Annotated in this window: 19 protein-coding genes, 1 pseudogene, 1 CRISPR repeat array and 1 riboswitch; of the genes and pseudogenes, 18 read left to right on the top strand and 2 right to left on the bottom strand. The window is 42.0% G+C overall.

Translation table 11 applies throughout. The features are described from left to right. Positions 1-121 precede the first annotated feature (121 nt). From AC1U9U_RS03510 to AC1U9U_RS03465, 10 genes and pseudogenes are all read left to right on the top strand, one after another. The gene (locus AC1U9U_RS03510) at positions 122-286 is read left to right on the top strand and encodes a YvrJ family protein (protein WP_479959164.1); all 165 of its coding nucleotides are present in this window, start codon (positions 122-124) and stop codon (positions 284-286) included. After that, positions 283-738, top strand: a complete 456-nt coding sequence (locus tag AC1U9U_RS03505) for a peptidoglycan recognition protein family protein (RefSeq protein ID WP_479959163.1) — start codon at positions 283-285, stop codon at positions 736-738. Before AC1U9U_RS03510 ends, AC1U9U_RS03505 begins: the two co-directional genes overlap by 4 nt. A 192-nt stretch (positions 739-930) precedes the next feature. Continuing rightward, the gene (locus AC1U9U_RS03500) at positions 931-1,221 is read left to right on the top strand and encodes a metal-sensing transcriptional repressor (protein WP_479959162.1); all 291 of its coding nucleotides are present in this window, start codon (positions 931-933) and stop codon (positions 1,219-1,221) included. Positions 1,222-1,603: 382 nt separating this feature from the next. Next, positions 1,604-2,710 carry an iron ABC transporter substrate-binding protein gene (locus AC1U9U_RS03495; RefSeq protein WP_479959161.1) on the top strand — a complete coding sequence of 369 codons (1,107 nt, stop codon included), beginning with the start codon at positions 1,604-1,606 and terminating at the stop codon, positions 2,708-2,710. Beyond that, a complete protein-coding gene (locus tag AC1U9U_RS03490; RefSeq protein WP_479959160.1) occupies positions 2,685-3,773 on the top strand; it encodes a FecCD family ABC transporter permease in 1,089 nt (362 codons plus the stop codon). The genes AC1U9U_RS03495 and AC1U9U_RS03490 overlap by 26 nt, the downstream gene beginning before the upstream one ends. 1 nt (position 3,774) lies before the next feature. After that, entirely contained in the window at positions 3,775-4,554 is a 780-nt protein-coding gene (locus tag AC1U9U_RS03485; protein ID WP_479959159.1) for an ABC transporter ATP-binding protein, read from the top strand. A gap of 48 nt (positions 4,555-4,602) precedes the next feature. Further along, positions 4,603-5,127, top strand: a pseudogene (locus AC1U9U_RS03480) (FmdE family protein). 324 nt (positions 5,128-5,451) lie between these two features. Next, on the top strand, positions 5,452-5,826 hold the full coding sequence (locus tag AC1U9U_RS03475) for a DUF134 domain-containing protein (RefSeq protein WP_479959158.1): 375 nt from the start codon (positions 5,452-5,454) through the stop codon (positions 5,824-5,826). Further along, a complete protein-coding gene (locus AC1U9U_RS03470) occupies positions 5,723-6,640 on the top strand; it encodes an MBL fold metallo-hydrolase (protein WP_479959157.1) in 918 nt (305 codons plus the stop codon). The genes AC1U9U_RS03475 and AC1U9U_RS03470 overlap by 104 nt, the downstream gene beginning before the upstream one ends. A 717-nt stretch (positions 6,641-7,357) precedes the next feature. Then, positions 7,358-8,173 carry a hypothetical protein gene (locus AC1U9U_RS03465; RefSeq protein ID WP_479959156.1) on the top strand — a complete coding sequence of 272 codons (816 nt, stop codon included), beginning with the start codon at positions 7,358-7,360 and terminating at the stop codon, positions 8,171-8,173. A gap of 91 nt (positions 8,174-8,264) precedes the next feature. Here the strand turns inward: AC1U9U_RS03465 and nrdG are convergent, their stop codons facing one another. Then, the gene (gene nrdG / locus AC1U9U_RS03460) at positions 8,265-8,777 is read right to left on the bottom strand and encodes an anaerobic ribonucleoside-triphosphate reductase activating protein (protein ID WP_479959155.1); all 513 of its coding nucleotides are present in this window, start codon (positions 8,775-8,777) and stop codon (positions 8,265-8,267) included. Beyond that, positions 8,777-11,146 carry an anaerobic ribonucleoside triphosphate reductase gene (locus AC1U9U_RS03455; RefSeq protein ID WP_479959154.1) on the bottom strand — a complete coding sequence of 790 codons (2,370 nt, stop codon included), beginning with the start codon at positions 11,144-11,146 and terminating at the stop codon, positions 8,777-8,779. The genes nrdG and AC1U9U_RS03455 overlap by 1 nt, the downstream gene beginning before the upstream one ends. Positions 11,147-11,347: 201 nt before the next feature. Beyond that, a riboswitch (cobalamin riboswitch) is annotated at positions 11,348-11,530 on the bottom strand. Positions 11,531-11,929: 399 nt separating this feature from the next. Here AC1U9U_RS03455 and cas6 point away from each other — a divergent pair. Genes cas6 through cas2 form a run of 8 tightly spaced genes read left to right on the top strand, consistent with a single transcriptional unit; the run spans position 11,930 to position 20,202 of the window. Beyond that, the gene (cas6, locus tag AC1U9U_RS03450; protein WP_479959153.1) at positions 11,930-12,661 is read left to right on the top strand and encodes a CRISPR-associated endoribonuclease Cas6; all 732 of its coding nucleotides are present in this window, start codon (positions 11,930-11,932) and stop codon (positions 12,659-12,661) included. Positions 12,662-12,681: 20 nt separating this feature from the next. Continuing rightward, a complete protein-coding gene (cas8a1, locus tag AC1U9U_RS03445; RefSeq protein ID WP_479959152.1) occupies positions 12,682-14,403 on the top strand; it encodes a type I-B CRISPR-associated protein Cas8b1/Cst1 in 1,722 nt (573 codons plus the stop codon). Next, entirely contained in the window at positions 14,400-15,272 is an 873-nt protein-coding gene (gene cas7i / locus AC1U9U_RS03440) for a type I-B CRISPR-associated protein Cas7/Cst2/DevR (RefSeq protein WP_479959151.1), read from the top strand. Before cas8a1 ends, cas7i begins: the two co-directional genes overlap by 4 nt. Beyond that, positions 15,259-16,008 (top strand): type I-B CRISPR-associated protein Cas5b, encoded by a 750-nt coding sequence (gene cas5b / locus AC1U9U_RS03435; protein ID WP_479959150.1) that lies wholly within the window; start codon positions 15,259-15,261, stop codon positions 16,006-16,008. The genes cas7i and cas5b overlap by 14 nt, the downstream gene beginning before the upstream one ends. Positions 16,009-16,022: 14 nt before the next feature. Beyond that, a complete protein-coding gene (gene cas3, locus AC1U9U_RS03430) occupies positions 16,023-18,386 on the top strand; it encodes a CRISPR-associated helicase Cas3' (RefSeq protein ID WP_479959149.1) in 2,364 nt (787 codons plus the stop codon). Positions 18,387-18,424: 38 nt separating this feature from the next. Further along, positions 18,425-18,913 (top strand): CRISPR-associated protein Cas4, encoded by a 489-nt coding sequence (gene cas4 / locus AC1U9U_RS03425; RefSeq protein ID WP_479959148.1) that lies wholly within the window; start codon positions 18,425-18,427, stop codon positions 18,911-18,913. A gap of 11 nt (positions 18,914-18,924) precedes the next feature. Continuing rightward, positions 18,925-19,917, top strand: a complete 993-nt coding sequence (gene cas1b / locus AC1U9U_RS03420) for a type I-B CRISPR-associated endonuclease Cas1b (RefSeq protein WP_479959147.1) — start codon at positions 18,925-18,927, stop codon at positions 19,915-19,917. Between the two features lie 6 nt (positions 19,918-19,923). Next, on the top strand, positions 19,924-20,202 hold the full coding sequence (gene cas2 / locus AC1U9U_RS03415; RefSeq protein WP_479959146.1) for a CRISPR-associated endonuclease Cas2: 279 nt from the start codon (positions 19,924-19,926) through the stop codon (positions 20,200-20,202). A gap of 186 nt (positions 20,203-20,388) precedes the next feature. Further along, positions 20,389-21,933: direct repeats of the CRISPR family, unit length 30 nt; unit sequence CTTGGAATTTAGCCACAGTGGAATGTAAAG. Positions 21,934-21,947 lie beyond the last annotated feature (14 nt).

The raw sequence follows: 21,947 nt of genomic DNA, 5'->3' as shown, positions 1-21,947 counted from the left end.
ACTATTAGTTAGAGAATAGCATAAAGCGGAATCGGCAGAGCACGAAGTTGAGTGTAAGGAGTGGGGGCGAAGGGAACTCTTCGCCTCCCATTAAATAAGATAGAGGAAGGAGGTTAGGTCTATGGAAGATATCCTCAATCTTGTGGGGAATTTTGGCTTTCCTATCGCAGTCAGTGCCTATCTTTTGGTCCGCATCGAAGGAAAGCTCAACGAACTCACCACAAGCATTATGGAACTTGCCAAAGTCATAGCCGTCCTGGAAGTGAGAGGAGAGGGAAGGCAATGAATTGGCAAAAGATTGTCGTACATCATTCGGCAAGCCCCACCACCGTGAGGAGAGGAAAGAATACCTTGCCCGTGAACGCAGCCATAATTAGGGGGTGGCATCTAACCAAGGGGTGGAGCGATATTGGTTACCACTTTGTAATTCTTCCCGATGGCCGCTGTGAAGAGGGGCGACCTTTATTTAGGCCCGGTGCTCACTGTGTAGCCGGACACCGGAATTTCATCGGCATCGGCATCTGCTTAGTGGGTAATTTCAGCCAGCTGGATGTAATCCCCGAGGCCCAGATGGAGGGATTAGTGGATAAAGTCATCTCACTTATGCAGGCCTACCATCTGGACATCGAGGATGTAGAGCTCCATCGGGAGATCCCCGGGGCAGCCACGGAATGTCCGGGAAGGTTTTTCCCGGAGGATTTATTCCGCAGGGAGATACGGGAGAGATTGGGTGTGTAAGGGTGAAAACTTTTAATCGAATATATGAAAAAACGGCAATAAGAAAAGAGGAAAAGGCTGATTCACATTGAATAACCTACATTATAAGAAGTGAATAAGGTCAATTAAACCATGGAGGTTTAGCCCAAAAGGGGTTAATTCTGTGGTTTTTATTTTTGGGCAGATTCCCAAATTTCGCCAGCAAAGGGGTGAATGATTATTGTGAGCCAAAAGGAACATGGACATCACCATAATACTAAAGCCGTGCTCAACCGCTTATCCCGGGCAATTGGCCATCTGGAATCCGTTAAACGAATGGTCGAAGAGGAAAAGGATTGCAGCGAAGTATTGATTCAGTTATCAGCAGTTATAGCCGCTCTTAATAATACCGGTAAGGTTCTTCTTAAAGATCATATTGAGCATTGTATTGTTGATGCTTGGGAGCACGGTGATGAAAAGGCGATTAAAAATCTGAATAAGGCTATTGATCGCTTTATTAAATGATGGGCACCTTATAATATCGTGAATATTGAAAAAATATCCCCCTAGGGGGCTTGTTAGATAAGGAAAGAATTGTTAGGCTATACATAGCATTAGGGGTGAATCGCCGATTGGCTCACTCCATTATAGTATAACGAAGGCCATGGAGGTCTGCTTTCCCTAATTATGGGGAGGACGCTCCATGTTTTTTTTATTTCTTTAATTGGTTATCCTCGAATATTTGATATTGGATTTCCTTGGCAGGATTCAATATACCTTCTCTTTTTACTCATTTTTGGTCCACTTGGATCGGGATCAATTTAATGAGTTTCTTTTAAAAGAATCGGCTTAACTGCTGCTTATTAAATAAATAGAAATGATAAAGGTGAGAAGGGAGACGAGTGTTATGAAAAAGTGGCTATTGTTTTTGATGATCCCCATTCTTATTCTAACTGTTGCAGGATGTACAAGTCAGGAGTCCCCGGCTCCTCTCGGCCAGATGGAAAAGACAAGTCGGGTAGTCACAGATATGATAGGAAGACAAGTGGAGATTCCTAATAAGATCAATTCCATCGTTTGCACAGGGTCCGGTGCACTGCGCTTAATTGCATATGCCCAAGCTACCGATCTGGTGATTGGCATTGAGGATATCGATAAAACTATTGAGATAAAACGAGCCTATAACTATGTCTACCATGATCGCTTTAAAGACCTTCCCAGTATCGGTAAGGGCGGTGGCCGGGGTTATACCGCCTATGAGGAACAGATTATTGCTTTACAGCCGGATATTATCTTTACCTTTTATAATAGCGAAGCCCTTGAGCAGCTTGCTAACAAAACAGGTATTCCGGTAGTTTCCATTGCGACTCAGGCGAATCTCTTCGGAGAGGATACGGCTCAAGCTCTAAGATTGATCGGGGATATCCTGGGTAAGGAGGAGCGCTGCGTTGAATTGGTCGCTTATCTGGACCTAGCAAAAAACGACCTCAATAACCGCACCAGGGATATTGAGGATGCAGATAAGCCGAAGGTATATACCGGCGCAGTAACTTATATCGGTGCCCATGGCTTTGCTGGAACTTATGCCAACTTTGGTCCGTTAAAGGCTATTAATGCCATCAATGTGGCCGACGAGACCGGTCAAAAGGATGGCTTCGATGTGGACTGGGAAAAAATCCAGGTCTGGGATCCTGATTATATCTTCCTCGATCCCGGCAACATGAATCTAGTGAATGAAGAATATGCCAAGAAGCCGGATTATTTCAACTCTTTACGGGCAGTTCAAGAAAGAAAGGTCTATTCTATGATTAGTTTTAATAACTACTCCACAAACTTGGAGGTGGCTATTGCTGATGCTTATTATGCTGGTTCAGTGCTGTTTCCCGAAAAGTTTGCCGATATTAATATAGAGACCAAGGCCGATGAGATAATTGGAAAGTTTTTGGGCAGAGGGATCTATGCCGAAATGAAGGAGGCAGGGTTAACCTTTGGAAAAATTACACTTGGTCAATAACTCCGGTAAATTTCATTATCGGGATGCTTACGGGAAATATATGGCTAGAAAGCGTCTGGTTCTCCTTATCCTCATAGCGTTATTGATTGGTGTAGGACTGTTTTCTATTACGGCCGGCTCTGCAGGTTTAACTATGGGAGAGGTTTTAAGGACGCTTTCAGGTGCGGGCACGGCCCAGGCCGACGCAATTGTCTGGAATGTACGCTTACCCCGCATCATGACGGCGATAGTGGTTGGAGGTTCCTTGGCCTTGGCGGGCTGCGTCATGCAGAGCGTACTGCGGAATCCTTTGGCCTCAGCCTCAACCTTAGGGATATCTCAGGGGGCAGCTTTCGGTGCCACCATCGCTATAATCTACTTTAGTGCTGGGGGGCAGCATAATGCCACAGGAAGTGGAGCGATCAGTATTAATAACCCCTACCTAGTTACACTATGCGCTTTTGGTGGGGGAATCATTTCCGTATTAGTAATTTTGGTTTTATCCCGGATCAAAATCGTTACACCTGCCTCCATGGTCTTAGCCGGAATCGCGCTTTCTTCGTTGTTCGCCGGAGGAACCACGCTGGCACAATACTTTGCCGATGATGTGGTGTTGGCCTCGGTGGTCTATTGGACTTTTGGAGATCTTGGGCGTACCAGTTGGAATGAAATATTACTTATCTTTATCGTCCTTTGTCTGGCTTTCACTTATTTTATGTTTAATAGCTGGAGCTACAATGGGATGCAAAGCGGACTGCAGACAGCACGAAGCTTGGGAATCAATGTAGATCAGCTGATTCTAGTTAGTATGGTGGTGGCGGCTTTATTGGCGGCCAGTGCTGTATCTTTCGTGGGCATCATTAATTTTGTGGGGTTGGTAGCACCCCACATGGTGAGAAAATTCGTGGGTAGCGATTACCGGTTTTTGCTTCCTGCTTCCATGTTGGCTGGGGCTTGCATATTGCTATTGAGCGATCTTTGTTCCCGAACCATGGTGGCGCCGGTGGTTCTGCCCATTGGAGCTATAACTTCTTTTCTCGGTGCGCCGCTGTTTTTATATCTGATTTACAAAGGGGAGAAATAATTTGCTAAAAGTTCACGATCTTGTCTTTCAATATGGACCCCAACTTGTACTGGAGGATGTAAATTTCGAAATTCCCTATGGACATTGTGCCGCCATACTGGGCAATAATGGTGCAGGAAAAAGTACTTTAATCAAGTGCCTCAATAAAATTTTACCCCCGCGCTCCGGTCAGGTTTGGCTAAATGAGCAGAATGTGTTGAGTATGTCTCGGACTAATGTGGCCAAAGAGATAGCATATGTAGCCCAACATAGTGAAATCTCACGTTTTAATGTTTTCGATGCAGTGATGTTGGGACGTAAACCCTATATCAAGCTTAGCCCCTCGCCAAAAGACTATAAAGTCGTAGAAAATATGATTGAAAAGTTGGAATTAACCCACATAGCTTTAGCTTATATTGATGAGCTATCCGGCGGTCAATTGCAAAAGGTAATGCTGGCTCGGGCCTTGACTCAACAGCCAAAAGTACTGTTGCTGGATGAACCTACGAGCAATCTGGATCTGAAAAACCAGCATGATATGCTTAGGCTTGTTGGTCAAATTGCCAAGGAGGAAGAAATCTGTGTCCTCATGGTCATTCATGATTTGAATCTTGCCCTCCGTTATTGTGACCGGTTTCTTTTTATTAAAGATGGAGGGATTTACGCTTATGGCGATGACCAAATAATGAATGCTAAGGTTATTAGCGAAGTGTACGGTATACCTGTAGCGGTGGAATACTCCCATGGGGTTAAAATGGTGGTGCCCTTCCCAAAGCTAGCTATAAGGACCACAGGCGGTTAGCAATGGAAAAGGCATAAAACTAATATATAATGGAAGGAATAGATGATTATGGATAAACGGTTATGGGAAAAAGCAGTGGCCTTTCATGGTCATGAGTGTCCGGGGTTAGCCATTGGCTTCAGAGCATGTGAAACAGTTCAAGAAAAAATGGGCCTTAAGTTTTCTTAGGATGAGGAAATTGTTTGTGTGACGGAAAATGATGCCTGTGGAGCTGACGCCGTGCAGGTTATTACGGGATGCAGCTTTGGTAAAGGTAATCTTATCTATCGCGGAACCGGAAAAATGGCCTTCAGCTTTTTTAATAGAAGCACTGGGGAAAGCCTACGAATCGTTCTGAAGCCCCCTTCAAGGGAAATGAATCGTAAGGAACGGCAAAATTATATCTTAGCCGCTCCGGTGGAGGAAGTCTTTGAGTTTAAAAAGCCTGGTTTTACATTGCCTAAACAGGCCCGGCTATTTAAGACTGTGATCTGTGAAATCTGCGGGGAAGGTGCACCTGAACATAAAATGAGGCTCCAAGAGGGGAAAAAGGTCTGCCTTGATTGTTTTGAGGATTATTCAAGGGGATATTGATAATTCGTTGATTCTCCAAAATTCCCTTTCCCAAATCATCGCAATTCCCAATATAGATGAATAGGGTGATAAAACGAAAAAAGTGAATATCCAATGTACCATATTTTCATGGTAGAGGGCAGAGGTTATTGACATATGTCAAAAAAGTAGTAGAATAATAAGCATAAATGACATATGTCATAAACTACGAGGAGGTGAAACACATGCCTTGAAGAGATGGAACCGGCCCACTGGGTTATGGATCATTAACCGGAAGAGGGTCTCGGACGTTGCGCAAGCCCGAATGGCTTTCAGCGTGGTGGCGGCGTGGAAGGGGGGGAAATCATGCCAAGGCCAATGAAGTGGAGAAAAGTGTGCTGTTTACCTGAAGCAAATAGATTTGGCCCACTCAATCATACTGCACCGACGCAGAGTCATGTGAAGATGACTGTCGATGAGTATGAGACTATTCGACTAATTGACCTTGAAGGACTAAAACAAGAAGAGTGTGCCCAGCAGATGAGTGTTGCCCGGACAACTATACAAGGCATTTATAATGAGGCGAGAAAAAAACTGGCCGAATCCTTGGTGAATGGAAAAGTTTTAGTTATTGAAGGTGGAGAATATCGGCTTTGCGACGGCTTTCGCGATAATTGTAGTCGTGGCCATTGCCGCAAGGGTAGATGTGGTAGAGGTGGTGGGATCGGCGATGCTGATTAAAGTTCTTGTGGAAAACATTTCGATAAAGAATGACCTAAAAGGTGAGCACGGTCTCAGTCTTTATATTGAGACCAATAATCATAAAATTCTCTTTGATGTGGGGGCAAGTGGGCTATTTCTTGAGAATGCACAAAAGTTGAATGTAAATATCGCTGAGGTTGATTATCTGATTATTTCCCATGGCCATTATGATCACGGAGGGGGGCTGGAGAGCTTTATACAGGTTAACCGGAAAGCTGAGATTTTTTTACATCGTAAGGCCTTTGAAGATTATTATGCACTAAGCGAGAAGGGCAGTATTGAGTATATTGGATTAGATGAAGCTATTAAGAACAACAAGAAAATTATCTTTACATCGGACCGGTTCTTTATTCATAAGGGAATTCAGCTATTTTCCAATATCAAACATAAAGAGCCACGTCCGTCATCTAACCATAATCTGCTTATGAAAAATGATGGACAGGTAGTTAAGGATACGTTTTCACATGAACAAAATCTTATCATTGAAGAAGGTAAAACAGTCTTGTTCACAGGCTGCGCCCATAATGGTATTATTAATATTCTTGAACATTTTCGCAAAATAAGAGGCCATATGCCTGATTATGTTATCGGGGGCTTTCATCTTAACGGTCTGGAAGCTAGGGACGGTGAAAAGGATGAGATGCTAGAGAAAATCGGCAAATACCTTATGGATACTCAAGCGAAATTCTATACCTGTCACTGCACGGGTATAGAACCTTATAATCAGCTGAAAGGTGTTTTAGGCAATCGGATTGAGTATCTGTCAACAGGCTGTGAACTAGTTATTTCATAAAAAGGGGCCTATTGAAAAAGCTGAAGATCACAAGTAAAATGGTCATTCGGCTTTTTATTGATTATATAGTCTTTATAAGAGATTTGTCGATTTCAATAGAGAAGATATAGTGGCTGCATACGGTGGAGATGGCGAATTCAATCGTTCTGTGATGAAACGCACGTTAACTGCGTGCAAAGGTGCCTGATAAAGTGGGCTATGTGCAAGTACAAGAATTTTCGGGGACACCGCCGAAGAGCCGAAGAATGACTATGTCAAGTAAGAAAAAGAGAACCCAACATGTTTGCACATTGGCATATCTGGGGGAAATTTTAGTATGAGTGAATGAAAAGAGCCGTATGAAACGGGAGGTTCACGTACGGTTCCGTGGGAGCATCGGAGATGAATCTAGTCTTTGCTACTCGACTGGGAGGTCGGCCACTTAAATAACGGGTGGCCTCCTACTCGATTTTAGGAAGGAAATGGAGGGGAGGTTGGAAATTTTCCTGCCTTTTCATAATGAAATTAAAACTAAGGCTGAGTTATACTTTGGAATAGTATATGGAGGTGAAAATTATGAGAGTTTCTAGAAGCTTTGCGATATCTAACTATGACGATATACTAAGGGGAAAAATCATATCTTACTGAGAGCGGCAAGGAGCGAGGTTTACTCAAGCAGAGGACAATGAGTTTAGTGCTAAAAGAGGGAATTTGCTCGGAAATTTAACCTCTTTTAATATGAGTAAATTAAAATCCCGTATTTCGATTACGGTGTCGGAGAATAAGGTTACATGCATTTTAGAAGTGAACACTCTATTCCAGCAGATTACAAACTGGAACAGAGAATATTGGGATTTAGAACTCGAGACTTTCGAGAGTTTTCTGCTTTATGATGATCTAAAAGGGCAAGAATGGCAGGAGTTGCTCAAGAAAAGTAGAAAGAAGGATCTTCTTAAAACCCTAGGAGTAATAGTTACAACAGGACTTCTGACCTTTTATTTAGTTACTAATCTATTTGAGGGCGGCATCCTTTTTCCAACTAGCGAACCGGTCGAAGGTCATAGCTCAGTCGAGACAGGAGAGTTGTTTACCAGCGAGGGTGGTTCTGTCCAGCTCACAGTCCCTAAGGATTGGAAAGCGATTAATAACCTCCATGAAGAAGCCATATTACAGCTCGGTAATCAGATAAAAAACAAGTATCTTATTGTTCTCGATGAGCCAAAATACGATTTCTCTAGTGACATTACAATTAATGATTACGCTGCATTGGTTTTGGAGGGAATGGAGCAATCCGCTCAAAACGCATCCGTAAGTGAACCCGTAGAAGTGACGATTAATGGCTACAAAGGACTTCAATATGAACTTCATGGTGAAGTAAAGAAGATGAAAGTTGCGTACCATATTACGCTGATAGAGACTACGAAAATCTTTTATCAGGTCATAGGTTGGTCGCTTGAAAGTAATTTCACGAAAAATAAAGATGAGTTCATTGCCATAACTTCAACCCTTAAAAGTCTTGGGAATGAGGAATCTTCCTACCTTCTAAAACAATAGAATATATTTACAAACTGTCCAACCAGGAACACCAAAAAGGACCATTGCCGTGAAAAGCTTCACCGGCAACGGTCCTTTAACTTTTGCGAATTTAAGCGAAGGCCAGAATAACTTTTCCCTGTTTCAGACTTTCTTGCACATCAATAATCCGTTGATTCTCCGAACCTCTAAAAGGTAAAAGGAGATTTCTTTTAGCTAATTCAAAAGGTCCGTCCACAAGCAAATCGGTATGTTCAAGTAAGAGAGCCCAAGCGGGCTCTCTTTTGCTTAGGGCGGTGAGTTCTTCGTAGGTATACCCTGTGTAAGTCATGACCTGGAAGCCCTTTTCCTTAGCGGATTGTGCCAGTTGGGCAAAGCCTTCGGCCTGGGCAAAGGGTTCACCACCGCTAAGGGTGATGCCGTCAAGGAGGGGATTCGTCTCCATTCGCTTGAGAATCTCTGAACTGGAAATCAGTTCTCCGCCCTCAAAGGAATGGGTCTCCGGATTGTGGCAGCCGAGGCAGCGGTGCGGACACCCCTGGGCAAACACCACCAAGCGTATGCCGGGGCCATCGACAATGGACTCTTCAATGATGCCTGCGATGCGGATGTGGGAATCTATCATCAGACCGACCCCTTTTCGGTAAAGGAGCGGCGGCAATTCAGGTGTTTAACCCGATCCCGGACTTCGGCCTTTTTGGCATCGTTAAAGCGCTCCAGGGTGCCGACCAGATAGCCGGTGATGCGGCGGATGCGCTCAAAGGGTTGGGTGCCTTCTTCTCTGCCGCAGCGGGGACACTGGTTACCGATAATTCCTGTATACCCGCAGACAGAGTCCCGATCTACAGGGTGATTGATGGCACCGAAGCCGATGCCGGATTCTTTCATGCAGCGGATAATTTTTTCAAAAGCCTCAAGGTTTTGGGCGGGGTCACCGTCTACCTCTACATAGGTAATATGGCCGGCGTTGGTTAGCTCATGATAAGGGGCTTCAATCGTAATCTTTTGGAAGGCACCGATGGGGAAGCCGACGGGGATATGGAAGCTGTTGGTGTAGTATTCTTTATCAGTAATACCGGGGATGCTGCCGAAAAGCTCCTGATCCATTTTGATAAAGCGACCGGAGAGGCCTTCGGCAGGAGTGGCTAGAAGCGAGAAGTTTAGTCCATATTCTTGAGCCGCTTCATCCATGCGTTGGCGCATATGCTTAACTATCTCCAGTCCCAGTTGGCGTGCCTCTTCTGATTCCCCATGATGTTGTCCGGTTAAGGCAAGAAGGCACTCAGCCAGTCCGATGAAGCCAAGGGAAAGGGTTCCGTGCTTCAGTACTTCGCGAATTTCATCATCCCAACCTAGTTGGTCGGAATCCAACCAGATACCCTGTCCCATCAGGAAGGGAAAGTTCTTAACTTTTTTGCGGGCCTGAATCTCAAAGCGTTCCAAAAGTTGATTGATGACCAGGTTGATTTTCTCATCCAGTTTGGTGAAGAATTCTGTCCGGTCTTTGTGGCTATTTAAGGCGAGACGAGGGAGGTTAATAGTAGTGAAGCTAAGATTGCCCCGGCCAAAAATGGTTTCCCGTGAGGGGTCGTAAACATTGCCGATGACCCGGGTGCGGCAGCCCATGTAGGCGATTTCGGTCTCGGGTCTGCCGGGGACATAATATTGCAGGTTAAAGGGGGCATCGATAAAGGAGAAGTTTGGGAAGAGTCTTTTGGCACTCACGCGGCAGGCCAGCTGGAATAAATCATAGTTGGGATCGACCGGATTATAATTAATCCCTTCTTTCACTTTGAAGATATGGATAGGGAAGATTGGAGTCTCACCGTTACCTAAGCCTGCTTCCGTGGCTAGCAGTAGGTTTTTAACCACCATGCGGCCTTCCGGGGTAGTGTCCATGCCATAATTGAGGGAGCTAAAGGGGATTTGGGCTCCGGCACGGCTGTGCATGGTATTGAGATTATGGACCAGGGCTTCCATAGCTTGATAGGTTTTTTTATCCGTCTCGGCGAGGGCTTTTTTGGCGGCAAATTCTTGGGCTTTTTGGATGGTAGGCTTGTCCGGTTTAAGGGCGGGGAGGCTTTGGAGCAGAGCAGCTTCTTGTGCGAAATATTCCGGGTCAGCGGCAAGGGTGGGTGTAAGTCCGCCTTGGTTTTCCAGAGTTTTGAATACATCCTGGAGATGGGCGGCCAATTCCTCCGAATCCAGATCTTGTGCGATTAAAAGCTCGCAGGCTTTGAGCAAATTTTGTCGGTAGAGTTTTAGATAGGTTTTGGCCACCCCTGGTGCCATGCCGTAATCAAAATTAGGGATGCTTTGGCCGCCGTGCTGGTCGTTTTGGTTGGATTGAATGGCGATACAGGCCAAGGCACTATAGCTTTGGATATCGTTGGGTTCTCTTAAAAAACCATGGCCGGTTCCAAAGCCCTCTTTGAAGAGTTTGAGAATATCAATCTGGCAGCAGGTGGTGGTGAGGGTAAGAAAATCCATATCATGGATGTGAATATCCCCTTCTTTGTGGGCTTTAGAGTGCTCGGGCTTTAAAACAAACATCTCGTTAAACTGTTTAGCTCCTTCGGAACCGTAGCGCAGCATGGTGCCCATGGCGGTATCCCCGTCAATATTGGCGTTTTCCCGCTTCATATCATTATCTTTGGCCTCTTTAAAGGTGAGATCCTCATAGACCTTCATAAGCCGGGTATCCATTTCCCGGACTCGGGTCCGTTCCGCCCGATAGAGGATGAACTCTTTGGCTGTGCGGGCGTGTCCTTTTTCGATGAGGACCTTTTCTACGGCGTCCTGAATTTCTTCGACAGCGGGGACTTTTTTATGTAAGTTGATCTCCAGGTAATTGACCACTTCTTCAGCCAGAAGAAGGGAGGCTTGATAGTCCTTGCCCCCTGTGGCACTGGCCGCTTTAAAGATAGCGTTAGCTATTTTTTCGATGTTAAAGGGAGCTTCTCGTCCGTCGCGCTTACGAATTTTAGTAATCAATACAATCTACCTCTTTTCTCAAATGATCTCCTCGATTAAAAAATTATCATTTTCAATGTTATGCCCACGAAGTGTAAAATGGGTAAAATCCTTTCGATGGACTTAGGATGACACCGGAATACAAAAGCTTCTCAACAGAAATGTCGAGAAGCTAAAAACAGCATGCCATTAGCAGTCCAACATCCTCTATCTTCCGTAGAGTTGATGGTATACACATAGGCAGGTCTTCTGACTTAGGGTCATCATACTTCTTACCTTCCCGAAAATCTTTCCAGTGGTAATGCAAAGAAGCATATCCCCCTTACAGCGGCGGGACCGTGCCGGATTCTAACCGGCTTCCCTTTTCAACTGTGGTTCACAGTCACCTATGGGAATTCCTATATGAGGTTTGATAAAATCATAACCTAAAACTAAGGGGGGTGTCAACGATGTAAATTGTACTAATGATAATAGGTGATGGATACTTTACTTGAAATAATTTTGAAGGGGTTAGACGACGTTGACAGTTACAAAAATAGTGAAAGTTAAATGTCGTTTAAAGTTTATTTAGAACGAAAAACGTAGATATATAAAAGTCGGACAAGGAAAATAAAGTAATTAATCGAAAGAAAAACCTGTTAAGTATGTAAAGCAATGGTATTATAAAGGTAAGTATTTTACATTTCAATTAACATTGGTAATGAAAATTAAACCAGTTTGGAATGTGAAAATGTTGATTGTAATGCCTTTTAATTTACCCATTATGGAATTTTGAAACTAAAAAAGTTATAGGGAGGTGAAAATATGCGAATTAAGGTTGAGTTCGAAACAAAAACTGAAGCAATACCTATCGAGTATCGAAGAAAGTTTATCTCGTATTTGAAAGGCTCATTTAAAGAATACAATGAGGATTTATACGCAGAGTTGTACGAAAAAGGACATGCGCAAAAGTCCTTCTGCTTCAGTATCTATTTTTTACCTGAAGTCGTCGTTGCAAAAGAAGGGGTTACTCTTCATAGTAAGCGTTTTATAGTATGGTTTACCACACGAGATGTTATGATGGGCGTTCATTTAATAAATGCCTTTATGACTAGAAATAACAAGTGGCGGCCTTTGGCAGATTGCGGAAATTTATTAAAAGTCACATCGATTACAAAGGTCCAAGAATACCCCATAACGACCGATGAGGTCGCCTTCAAAATTCTTTCTCCTATTGTTATAAGAGATCATGATGAGAAGACAGGTAGAGACTGGTACCTTACTTATGAGGATGAACAGTTTGAAGCTGTTTGGAAACGCAATCTAAAATCTGAGCTAAAGAATACGCTTGGCAGAGATGCTGGTAGCGATGTTGATGCCCTACAATTAAAGCCAATTCAATTAAGAAAGGCGATTGTTATGAATTACGGTGTGCACATACCTTCTACCCTAGGCAGCTTTGTCCTTGAAGGAGAGAAATATCTGCTGGAATACCTGTATCAAGCAGGATGTGGAAGTAAGCGCGCACTTGGGTTTGGATGTCTTGATGTGATGTAGGGAGGAGGGAAGGAAAAACAGTGAAAAGTGATGAGGGTATCCTGCGTCTGACTTTAGGGGATTGGCAATGGAATGCATCGATTATAGGGTTTATCAACATTGTGGGGAAGAACAATGTTCGCTTTGATAGGGATGCAATAGAGTTTCCGGCAGAGTTACTGCAGGGGTTTGAAGAGAAATACTTTGCTTATTTTATCAAAGTCTATGCGAAAACTCTGTCATGGTATAAAATCGTTGCTTTTAAGGACCAGTTGGAAAGTTATAAGAATGATGAATTTGATAGTTTCGGATTACCTGTTTTAAGAAGCTTGAATAATTATATTAAGGACGTGAAGCGATATCTAAAAAGTAACAGTTATAAAGCGGCCTATGAGCTCATCGACTTGGAAGTGGACATGCTTTCCTTGGAAAAGCAATTGGGTACAGTCAAAGAACCTAAAAATGAACAGAGCTTTGAGGCGGATAAGGTGAGGATAATAGCTGAGGTAAAAGAAACCTTTGCTTTATTAGAGAAAATAATCAATTATTGTGCTAGTAAAGAAGGAAAACGCTACATTGCCGCTAAGAACGTAATCTATACCATTATTAAAAACGGCTGGAGTGGAGTTAGTATTCTTAATCCACAAACTAAAGAAAAGGATGTCTATCTCGACTATAAAAAATACTTTGTGGATGGTGCTGTGAACTATCTTAAGCAAGATAAAAGCAAGTTTAAGTATAGCTGTTTTATTTGTGATGGACCTATTAAAGACATGGGGCATGATTTAAGCTTTTTAAATGCCACTGGCTTTGACGTGGTACGAAAACCATCTCATGTCTGGAACTTTCAAAATGACATTGCTATTTGTCCATTATGCAAATTGGTTTATTCCTGTTTGCCCGCCGGTTTTACTTACGTTTATGATCGAGGGGTTTATGTCAACGCCAACTTAAGTGTACAGTCGGCTTACAGTATTAATAACAATATACACCATACCATTTTGCAGTCTAAGGAGGGATCAATCCGTTCGCTCTACCCAGCATTAGTAGGGGCTCTGCAGAAACAAGATAGTGATACGGCAAAATACGAATTAGCAGATATACAAGTTGTACGATACGAAAATGAGAGTTACCGTTTTAATATTTTATCTCGCAAAATGTTGAAAATAATTTATGATTCCAAGGAAAGGCTGGATAGTCTAATCAGAGCAGTATTAGTGGAAAACGATGAAAGCATTCGTATATATGATGAGGTCATTACCCGTATATTCAACAATCAGAATTTATTCACCCTTATTCATCGTCTGCTCTACCATAAGCTAGCTAATCCGGAAAAATGCTATTTCCACTTAGCATATATTACTCATTTGTTGAGAATTAATCAGGAGATTTATCTGAGTTTAGGAGGGAAAAAGGTGGGAAACACAGATGGATATTTGAAGGGGAAGTCCTTGGTCAGGGAGGCTAGGGAAGCAGGTCAAAAGTTAAAAGGTAGATATATCGGAAAAGAGGCCAATCATAAACTTCCTGGAATTTGCCACCGCTTACTTAATGCTCTAAAAACATCTAATCAGGAGATGTTTATGGATGTAGCACTGAACTGCTATCTCTATGTGAAATCACCAGTGCCCGAAGTAATTACTAACGCCTTAAACCATGAGAAGGATTTTAGTACCATGGGTTATGCCTTTGTAGCAGCCCTAATCGATGATGATAAAAAAGATAGTGTGGTATCATCAAGTGAGGAGGAAGAAACCGTATGAAAAGTAAAGGATTAACAATAACTATGATATTCCAAGCCGAAAGTGCTAATTATGGGGAGAGTGTGGGCAATGTAGCCTCCCTTAAGAAAATGTCCAGAGGACAAGGAGATCAATATACTTATATTTCCAGGCAGGCTTTACGTTACAATATTGCACAACAATTGGGAGAGGAATTGGCACCAGTTAAGGCTGAAGGCAGTGGAGAGAAAAAGGTAGTGCAATTTAGTAATGAGGCAACCATAGACAAATATCCTGAGGTTGATTTTTTTGGATACTTAAAAACAGAAAAGGGTACGGGCGGCAAGAAACGTAGTGCCAAAGTTCGCCTCTCTAATGCCATTTCTATGGAGACCTTTAAAGGAGATTTAGATTTCCTAACGAACAAGGGTCAGGCGGATAAAATCAATGAAAATATGAATATTGCCCAAGCAGAAGTTCACCGCTCTTATTACAGGTATACAATTACTGCTGATCTGGACCAAATCGGGGAAGATGAAGTTTATGATATCAGTCTAGAGCCTCAAGAGCGGGCACGAAGAGTTAAACGCTTGTTGGATACATTGGCTTTTCTGTACAGAGATATCCGTGGCCGCAGAGAAGATCTGAAACCTTTATTTGCTATTGGTGGAGTATATGACATTAAGAATCCTGTATTTCAGAATGTGGTCAGTGTCAAGAACAACACTATCGATGTTGCGGAGATTCAAGGAGTCTTATATGACAATATTAAGGGAGACACATTCTGTGGCGTTGTAGATAAGACCTTTAATAATACCAATGAGTTAAAAGAGAGGCTCAGCGCAGTATCTATGCCTGAATTCTTCGCCAAGCTGAAAGATAAGGTGGATCTTTATTATGAAGGCCATTAGAGTAAGGATGCATCAGGATATGGTTAACTACAAAAAACCAACCAGTTTTCAACTTAAGGAGACTTATCCTTTGCCACCATATTCAACAGTGATTGGTATGGTGCATAAACTGTGCGGTTACACAGAATATCAACCCATGAAAGTAAGTGTGCAAGGGAAGCATTTCTCAAAAGTTAATGATCTCTATACTCGCTATGAGTTCAAAAATGGGATGAAATATGAGGAAGCAAGACATCAATTGCGAGTAGGGGATTACGGAGTTAGCCAAGGTATAGCAACAGCTGAGCTATTAGTGGATGTGGAGCTCTTGCTCCATATCGTCCCTGATGACCAAAGCAAAGTTGAAGAAATCTACTATGCTTTGGTTAATCCAAGGGAGTATCCTTCCTTAGGCAGGCGGGAGGACCTGGCAACTTTTTATGAAGTAAAGATTGTAAGCTTGACAGAGCTCGAACTCGACCGTCAAATCGATGCTCCGGAAGATTACTATGCCTATATTCCATACAACTTACTACAAGACAAAAGCGTTCGATTGGGTCACGGTATGAGTAGTGTTAAACCTGGGACGCGGTATAAGTTGACGAAGAATTATGAGTTAGTTAATCATGGTACAGAAAAAGCCCCCAAAATATTTAGGCAATGGAATAAGGTGGAGGTGATTTACGGTAGTGCTACAGGCTTAGAAGAAGGAACATTAATACTGGATGAAGATGATTATATTGCTTATCTAGCATAGAGGAGTGTCGGGATATGGATAAATGCAGGGATGTTGACAGATATGCTTTAGCAAAATCCCATCCAGAAGAGGATATCCAAACCCATACCAATTCTTTGCTGAATAACTTGGAGTGCCTAAAAGCAATTTATCCCAATCTGCTTGCAGATTGGGATAAATTGTATGAATTATTGCGGTTAGCTTGCATTTATCATGACATGGGCAAGTTATATCCAAGGTTTCAGCACTGTATAAGGAGAGAAATTCCCTATGATGGTATTCCTCATGGATTCTTAAGCTTAGCATTTATTGATAATAAATTGTTAAGAAAAGAGAGGGGTTTGGAATCTACTGAATTGGAGCTTCTATCTCAAGCGGTTGCTTATCACCATGATAGAAAAATGCCTTATGAAAATGGTGAAATAGATAAAGAGTTATCTAAGCTTCAAGAGCCATTTGATAGGTTTACTTATGAAGAGTTGCCTTCAAGATTTTGTTCGAAGGAAATTGATCAGCGGTATTTTTCGGTTGGAACACTATTTTCTAAAGAGGATGGAGAAGAGTTTTTTCGCTTTATCATGCTTAAAGGGCTCTTGAATCGACTGGATTATGCAGCAAGCGCTCATGTGGAAGTGGAACATCCAAATACCTTTTTAGTGGATGCTATGAACAATCTAATGGAACGCTGGCAAAAGGAACGGCCAGATAGTCAATGGAATGAAATGCAAAGGTACATGCTGGAGAATAGGGAGAAAAACGTAATCGTAATTGCTCAGACCGGGATGGGCAAGACGGAAGCGGGACTGCTCTGGCTAGGGAATTCGAAAGGCTTTTTTACCTTACCTCTTAAAAGTGCAATTAATGCTATCTATGCCCGCATTGTGGATGATGTAGTATTGGGTGAAAAGGATAAAAGGGTAGGGATGCTCCATTCGGAGACATATACCAAATATCTAGAAAGAAGTGAACAAGAACAGAAAAAGACTAACGGGGAATTAGAAAAGGAAGAGATTTCTACTGAGCTTTATTATACCAGGACCAAACAACTCTCCTTGCCATTGACGGTTTGTACGCTAGATCAGCTATTTACTTTTGTCTTTCTATATAGGGGTTTTGAGCATAAATTGGCTACCCTAGCTTATTCGAAAATCATCATTGATGAGGTGCAAATGTACTCGCCTAAGTTAATGGCTTATTTGGTACTCGGTTTACGTTATATTTCGCGTATGGGAGGAAAATTTGCGATTTTGACAGCTACCCTACCCGCCTTCTTCGTGGATCTGCTGAGAGAGCAAGATATACCTTTTGAAGTGCCTCGTACTTTTACTGATAGCCGAATTCGTCATAGTCTAAACGTTATAGACAAGGGGATTAACGCAGAGGACATCGCTTCTCTGAGTCAACAGTATAAGGGAAAGAAAATACTTGTGATCTGCAATACAGTGAAAAGTGCAGTAAACCTTTATAATCAGCTCCTATGGGATGATGAGAAAAAACAGATAAAAGTTAGGGAATCTCTTCAAAGTAATTGCGAATCTGATGGGGATCGAGGGGAAAGACAAGGAGTCTACTTGTTTCATAGTTGTTTTACTAAGGCAGATCGGGCCAGGAAAGAGACACATATCTTAAGCATGGGGCAGAGTAAAAGTGATGAAAGTGGGATCTGGATTGCGACACAAATAGTCGAGGCTTCTTTAGATATTGATTTTGACTTGCTTTTTACAGAGCTGTCCGATCTGAACGGTTTATTCCAACGAATGGGACGATGTTACCGGAAGAGAGATCTGATAGATCAGAGTTATAACTGTTTTGTGTTTACTGGTGGACATAAGTTGTGCAGCGGGGTAGGAGCATTTATCGATAAAGAAATCCATCAACTCTCCAAGAATGCTTTATCTAACGTCGATGGTGTAATTAGAGAGAAAGAAAAGGTAGACATGATAGAAAGGCTTTATACTAAGGAGAACCTTCCAGAGTATTATGATTTGATCAAGGACAGCTTAGAATATGTTGATTCTCGTATGGTTGGGGAATTAGGTAAAGCGGAAGCACAAGAAACATTTCGTGATATCGATACTGTTAGCATCATCCCCCGAAAGGTTTACGAGGCTCATCAAGGGGAAATCGAGAAAGCCATGGAAATATTACGGCAGGACTTTAAAGAAATGGAGCGTGATCAGGTAAGAGAATTGAGGGCAAAAGCAAGGAGAGTTATTACAGATCAAACAGTTGATATTTCGAGGTATTTGTTTAGAAGCATAGAAACAAAACCGGTGCGAATCAATGATTATGATCAATTCGTGATTGCCGAATGTGATTATGACAGTCAAGTCGGGATTATCCGACCTACCTTAGTGAAGGATTCCGAAATCACAGATTTTTTATCCCATTCGTTTTAGGTTGCTCTTTACCCTATGGAAAAGGAGGATGAAAGACTATGCGTGTTACGGGTACAATGTTTTATTACTACTTTGTATGCCAACGTAAGCTCTGGTGCTTTTACAATAACATTAAGTTGGAAAATGAAAGCGAAAGAGTTTTGCTGGGGAAGCTGCTCGATGAATCATCTTACAAAAGAGAGCACAAGCATATATTGATTGATGAAACAGTGAATGTGGATTTTATAAAGGATTGGAAAGTACTTCATGAAGTCAAGAAAAGCAAGAGTATTGAAGAAGCTTCTATCTGGCAGGTTAAATATTATCTTTATTTCCTGACTCAAAGGGGGATTAAGATCGAGAAAGGGATACTCGATTATCCCAAGATAAGGAAAAGGGAAGAAATTATTTTAGAAGAAGGAGATAGGGAAAGAATTGAAGAAATATTACAGAATATTGAAGATATAGTCTCTCAAGATATGATGCCACAACCTATAAACTCAAAGATATGTAAGAGCTGTGCATATTTCGAATATTGTTATGTGTGAGGAGGGTTGGCATGGCAGAGAGCTTTTACTTATTCTCAAACGGTGAGTTGCAACGAAAAGATAATGTTTTGCGAATAACTGCTTCTGATGGACGCTTTAAAGACATTAAGGTGGAAATGACCAGAGATATTTACCTGTTCGGAGAGGTTGAGCTTAATACAAAGTGCCTTAATTATGCTGGTCAATTGTCCATCCCTATTCACGTTTTCAATTATTACGGGTTTTATACTGGAAGCTTTTATCCGAAAGAAGAAAATGTCTCGGGGAAATTATTAATCCAGCAAGTTCAACACTACACCGATTCTGAAAAACGCTTAGAGATTGCCAAAGCTTTTATCGAAGCGGCTAGCTATAACATTCTAAGAAATATTCGCTATTACAATGAACGAAATAGGGATCTTGAGTCATGCATGAAAGAGATCAAGGCGTTGAGGCGAGGAATCGAACAGGCGAAGGATATCAATGAACTTATGGGAATCGAAGGTAGTATTCGCCGAGCTTATTATGGCGCCTGGCAGGAGATCATTAATCAAGAGATTAATTTTGAAAAAAGGGTTAAGCGCCCACCTGACAATATGATTAATGCGTTGATTTCCTTTGTAAACTCTCTTGTATATACTACCTGTTTGGCGGAAATTTACAAAACTCAGCTTCATCCCGCGGTGAGCTATTTACATAGTACGGGAGAACGTCGATTTTCTCTTTGTTTGGATATTGCAGAAGTATTTAAACCACTCATTGCTGACCGACTGATTTTCTCTATGTTGAACAAAAAAATGTTGACTGAGAAGGATTTTGAGAGAGAATCAAACTTCTGCTACATGAAGGAAGCAGGACGTAGACGTTTGTTAGAAGCCTATGATGAGGATCTGAAACGTACCATACGTCATAAGGGCTTGAACAAGGATGTTTCTTATCGATACTTAATAAGGCTAGAGTGCTATAAACTCATTAAACATTTGATGGGCGATAAGAAGTACGAGGGGTTTACAATTTGGTGGTGACGAGTAATGTATATTATTTTGGTCTATGATATTGAAATGGACGAAGGCGGTGCAAAGGCTTCCAGGAGGATCTTCAAAACATGCAAAAAGTACTTAACACATGTACAGAAGTCAGTTTTCGAAGGCGACATTACACCTGCTTTATTGAAAAAGCTTCAAGTAGAATTGAGTCCATATATACGAGAGGATAGGGATTCAATACTTGTGTTTAAGAGCAGAGAGGAAAGATGGCTCCAAAAGGAATTCTGGGGAAAGGAGGATGATAAAACCTCAAATTTCTTTTAGATAATTTACTGTCGATAGCCAATAGGGTTATTTTACCGATAGAACGACAAAGTCTTATATATTAAGGTTTTGGGGCTAATTTTACTAAATATTTATACAAGCCTTATGTTTATTTTTGTAGAGGATAATTGGTTCGACAGAAACACCTATCAAGAGATAGGTGGTAAGCCCATTGCAGGATGTAGGCTTGGAATTTAGCCACAGTGGAATGTAAAGTTGTTTTATCAAGACGAATCCGTTTCATTCCATAAACTTGGAATTTAGCCACAGTGGAATGTAAAGAAGCAAATTGCACAATCAAACCATGAGATACCTTCTTGGAATTTAGCCACAGTGGAATGTAAAGAGCTCTCTAATTTTTAGTAGACGATACATATCTTCTTGGAATTTAGCCACAGTGGAATGTAAAGTTTAGTGCCGGTTCGGCGGCCGCCCTTGATTCTCGCCCTTGGAATTTAGCCACAGTGGAATGTAAAGCGATAGTATACTTCGTAGTCAGCGCCGACGGGCTGTACTTGGAATTTAGCCACAGTGGAATGTAAAGAAAGACAAATATGTTCTCAATTTTAACATTGTTGGCTCTTGGAATTTAGCCACAGTGGAATGTAAAGATAGATTAGCAGGGAATGATCGCTATGAAACATCCAACTTGGAATTTAGCCACAGTGGAATGTAAAGCGAGAACACTGTCGTGGAACTCACCGACGCAAGGCATCTTGGAATTTAGCCACAGTGGAATGTAAAGACGGCTACACCCGCAATGATAACAGCCCACTTTGCACTTGGAATTTAGCCACAGTGGAATGTAAAGGTAGTTGTATCATCACCTAGTGCCTGATATACATCTTGGAATTTAGCCACAGTGGAATGTAAAGATAACGGAGGGACCAGTTGGCAATATGATTCCGGAACTTGGAATTTAGCCACAGTGGAATGTAAAGTACTGTTATTGCTTTCATCTCTCCACCCCTTTCATCTGCTTGGAATTTAGCCACAGTGGAATGTAAAGAAAGGTTCAATTGGATCAATCGACATCGGAGGGATGCTTGGAATTTAGCCACAGGGGAATGTAAAGGGAGATTCATGGTAATGCATTGAGGCAGCTTAGAGCTTGGAATTTAGCCACAGTGGAATGTAAAGGAGGTACTTCGTTTTAATTATCTTAACTGCTATGGCCTTGGAATTTAGCCACAGTGGAATGTAAAGACTTGATGCCGCGATAAACGGACAGGAAACCTTACACTTGGAATTTAGCCACAGTGGAATGTAAAGGATGACCACCGGGCAGCCACAGGCCCGGTAATGCTGCTTGGAATTTAGCCACAGTGGAATGTAAAGGAGAGCTTTGTTAACCAGGGAACAGGACGCTGCTCAACTTGGAATTTAGCCACAGTGGAATGTAAAGTTTGGAGTGGAAAATGTATACCTCACCATATGGTCATCTTGGAATTTAGCCACAGTGGAATGTAAAGCCTGATAGATCTGAGGCAAGTTTAAAATAAAGCCTCTTGGAATTTAGCCACAGTGGAATGTAAAGGTCCAAGGATTAGCGGTTTATTTCTATTCCCTAATCTTGGAATTTAGCCACAGTGGAATGTAAAGTAGACCAAAAGGGCCAGATAGTTTACAAAATGGGCACTTGAATTTAGCCACAGTGGAATGTAAAGATCTTTGACATAGCTTTCGATGCGGATTTGGCGGCTTGGAATTTAGCCACAGTGGAATGTAAAGTTGGGATTACGGGT

The sequence above is a fragment of the Desulfitobacterium sp. genome, assembly GCF_982384815.1.
The sequence above is the reverse complement of the archived record's forward strand: the minus strand, read 5'-3'. Positions and strand labels throughout refer to the sequence as shown.

Excerpts from the sequence above, each read along its gene's own strand:
- cas4 (WP_479959148.1), top strand. The coding sequence starts at position 18,425 with ATGCGTGTTACGGGTACAATGTTTTATTACTACTTTGTATGCCAACGT.
- AC1U9U_RS03465 (WP_479959156.1), top strand. The coding sequence starts at position 7,358 with ATGAGTAAATTAAAATCCCGTATTTCGATTACGGTGTCGGAGAATAAG.
- AC1U9U_RS03500 (WP_479959162.1), top strand. The coding sequence starts at position 931 with ATGATTATTGTGAGCCAAAAGGAACATGGACATCACCATAATACTAAA.
- cas6 (WP_479959153.1), top strand. The coding sequence starts at position 11,930 with ATGCGAATTAAGGTTGAGTTCGAAACAAAAACTGAAGCAATACCTATC.
- AC1U9U_RS03495 (WP_479959161.1), top strand. The coding sequence starts at position 1,604 with ATGAAAAAGTGGCTATTGTTTTTGATGATCCCCATTCTTATTCTAACT.
- cas1b (WP_479959147.1), top strand. The coding sequence starts at position 18,925 with ATGGCAGAGAGCTTTTACTTATTCTCAAACGGTGAGTTGCAACGAAAA.
- AC1U9U_RS03510 (WP_479959164.1), top strand. The coding sequence starts at position 122 with ATGGAAGATATCCTCAATCTTGTGGGGAATTTTGGCTTTCCTATCGCA.
- AC1U9U_RS03505 (WP_479959163.1), top strand. The coding sequence starts at position 283 with ATGAATTGGCAAAAGATTGTCGTACATCATTCGGCAAGCCCCACCACC.
- cas2 (WP_479959146.1), top strand. The coding sequence starts at position 19,924 with ATGTATATTATTTTGGTCTATGATATTGAAATGGACGAAGGCGGTGCA.
- AC1U9U_RS03475 (WP_479959158.1), top strand. The coding sequence starts at position 5,452 with ATGCCAAGGCCAATGAAGTGGAGAAAAGTGTGCTGTTTACCTGAAGCA.
- cas3 (WP_479959149.1), top strand. The coding sequence starts at position 16,023 with ATGGATAAATGCAGGGATGTTGACAGATATGCTTTAGCAAAATCCCAT.
- cas5b (WP_479959150.1), top strand. The coding sequence starts at position 15,259 with ATGAAGGCCATTAGAGTAAGGATGCATCAGGATATGGTTAACTACAAA.
- nrdG (WP_479959155.1), bottom strand. The coding sequence starts at position 8,777 with ATGATAGATTCCCACATCCGCATCGCAGGCATCATTGAAGAGTCCATT.
- cas7i (WP_479959151.1), top strand. The coding sequence starts at position 14,400 with ATGAAAAGTAAAGGATTAACAATAACTATGATATTCCAAGCCGAAAGT.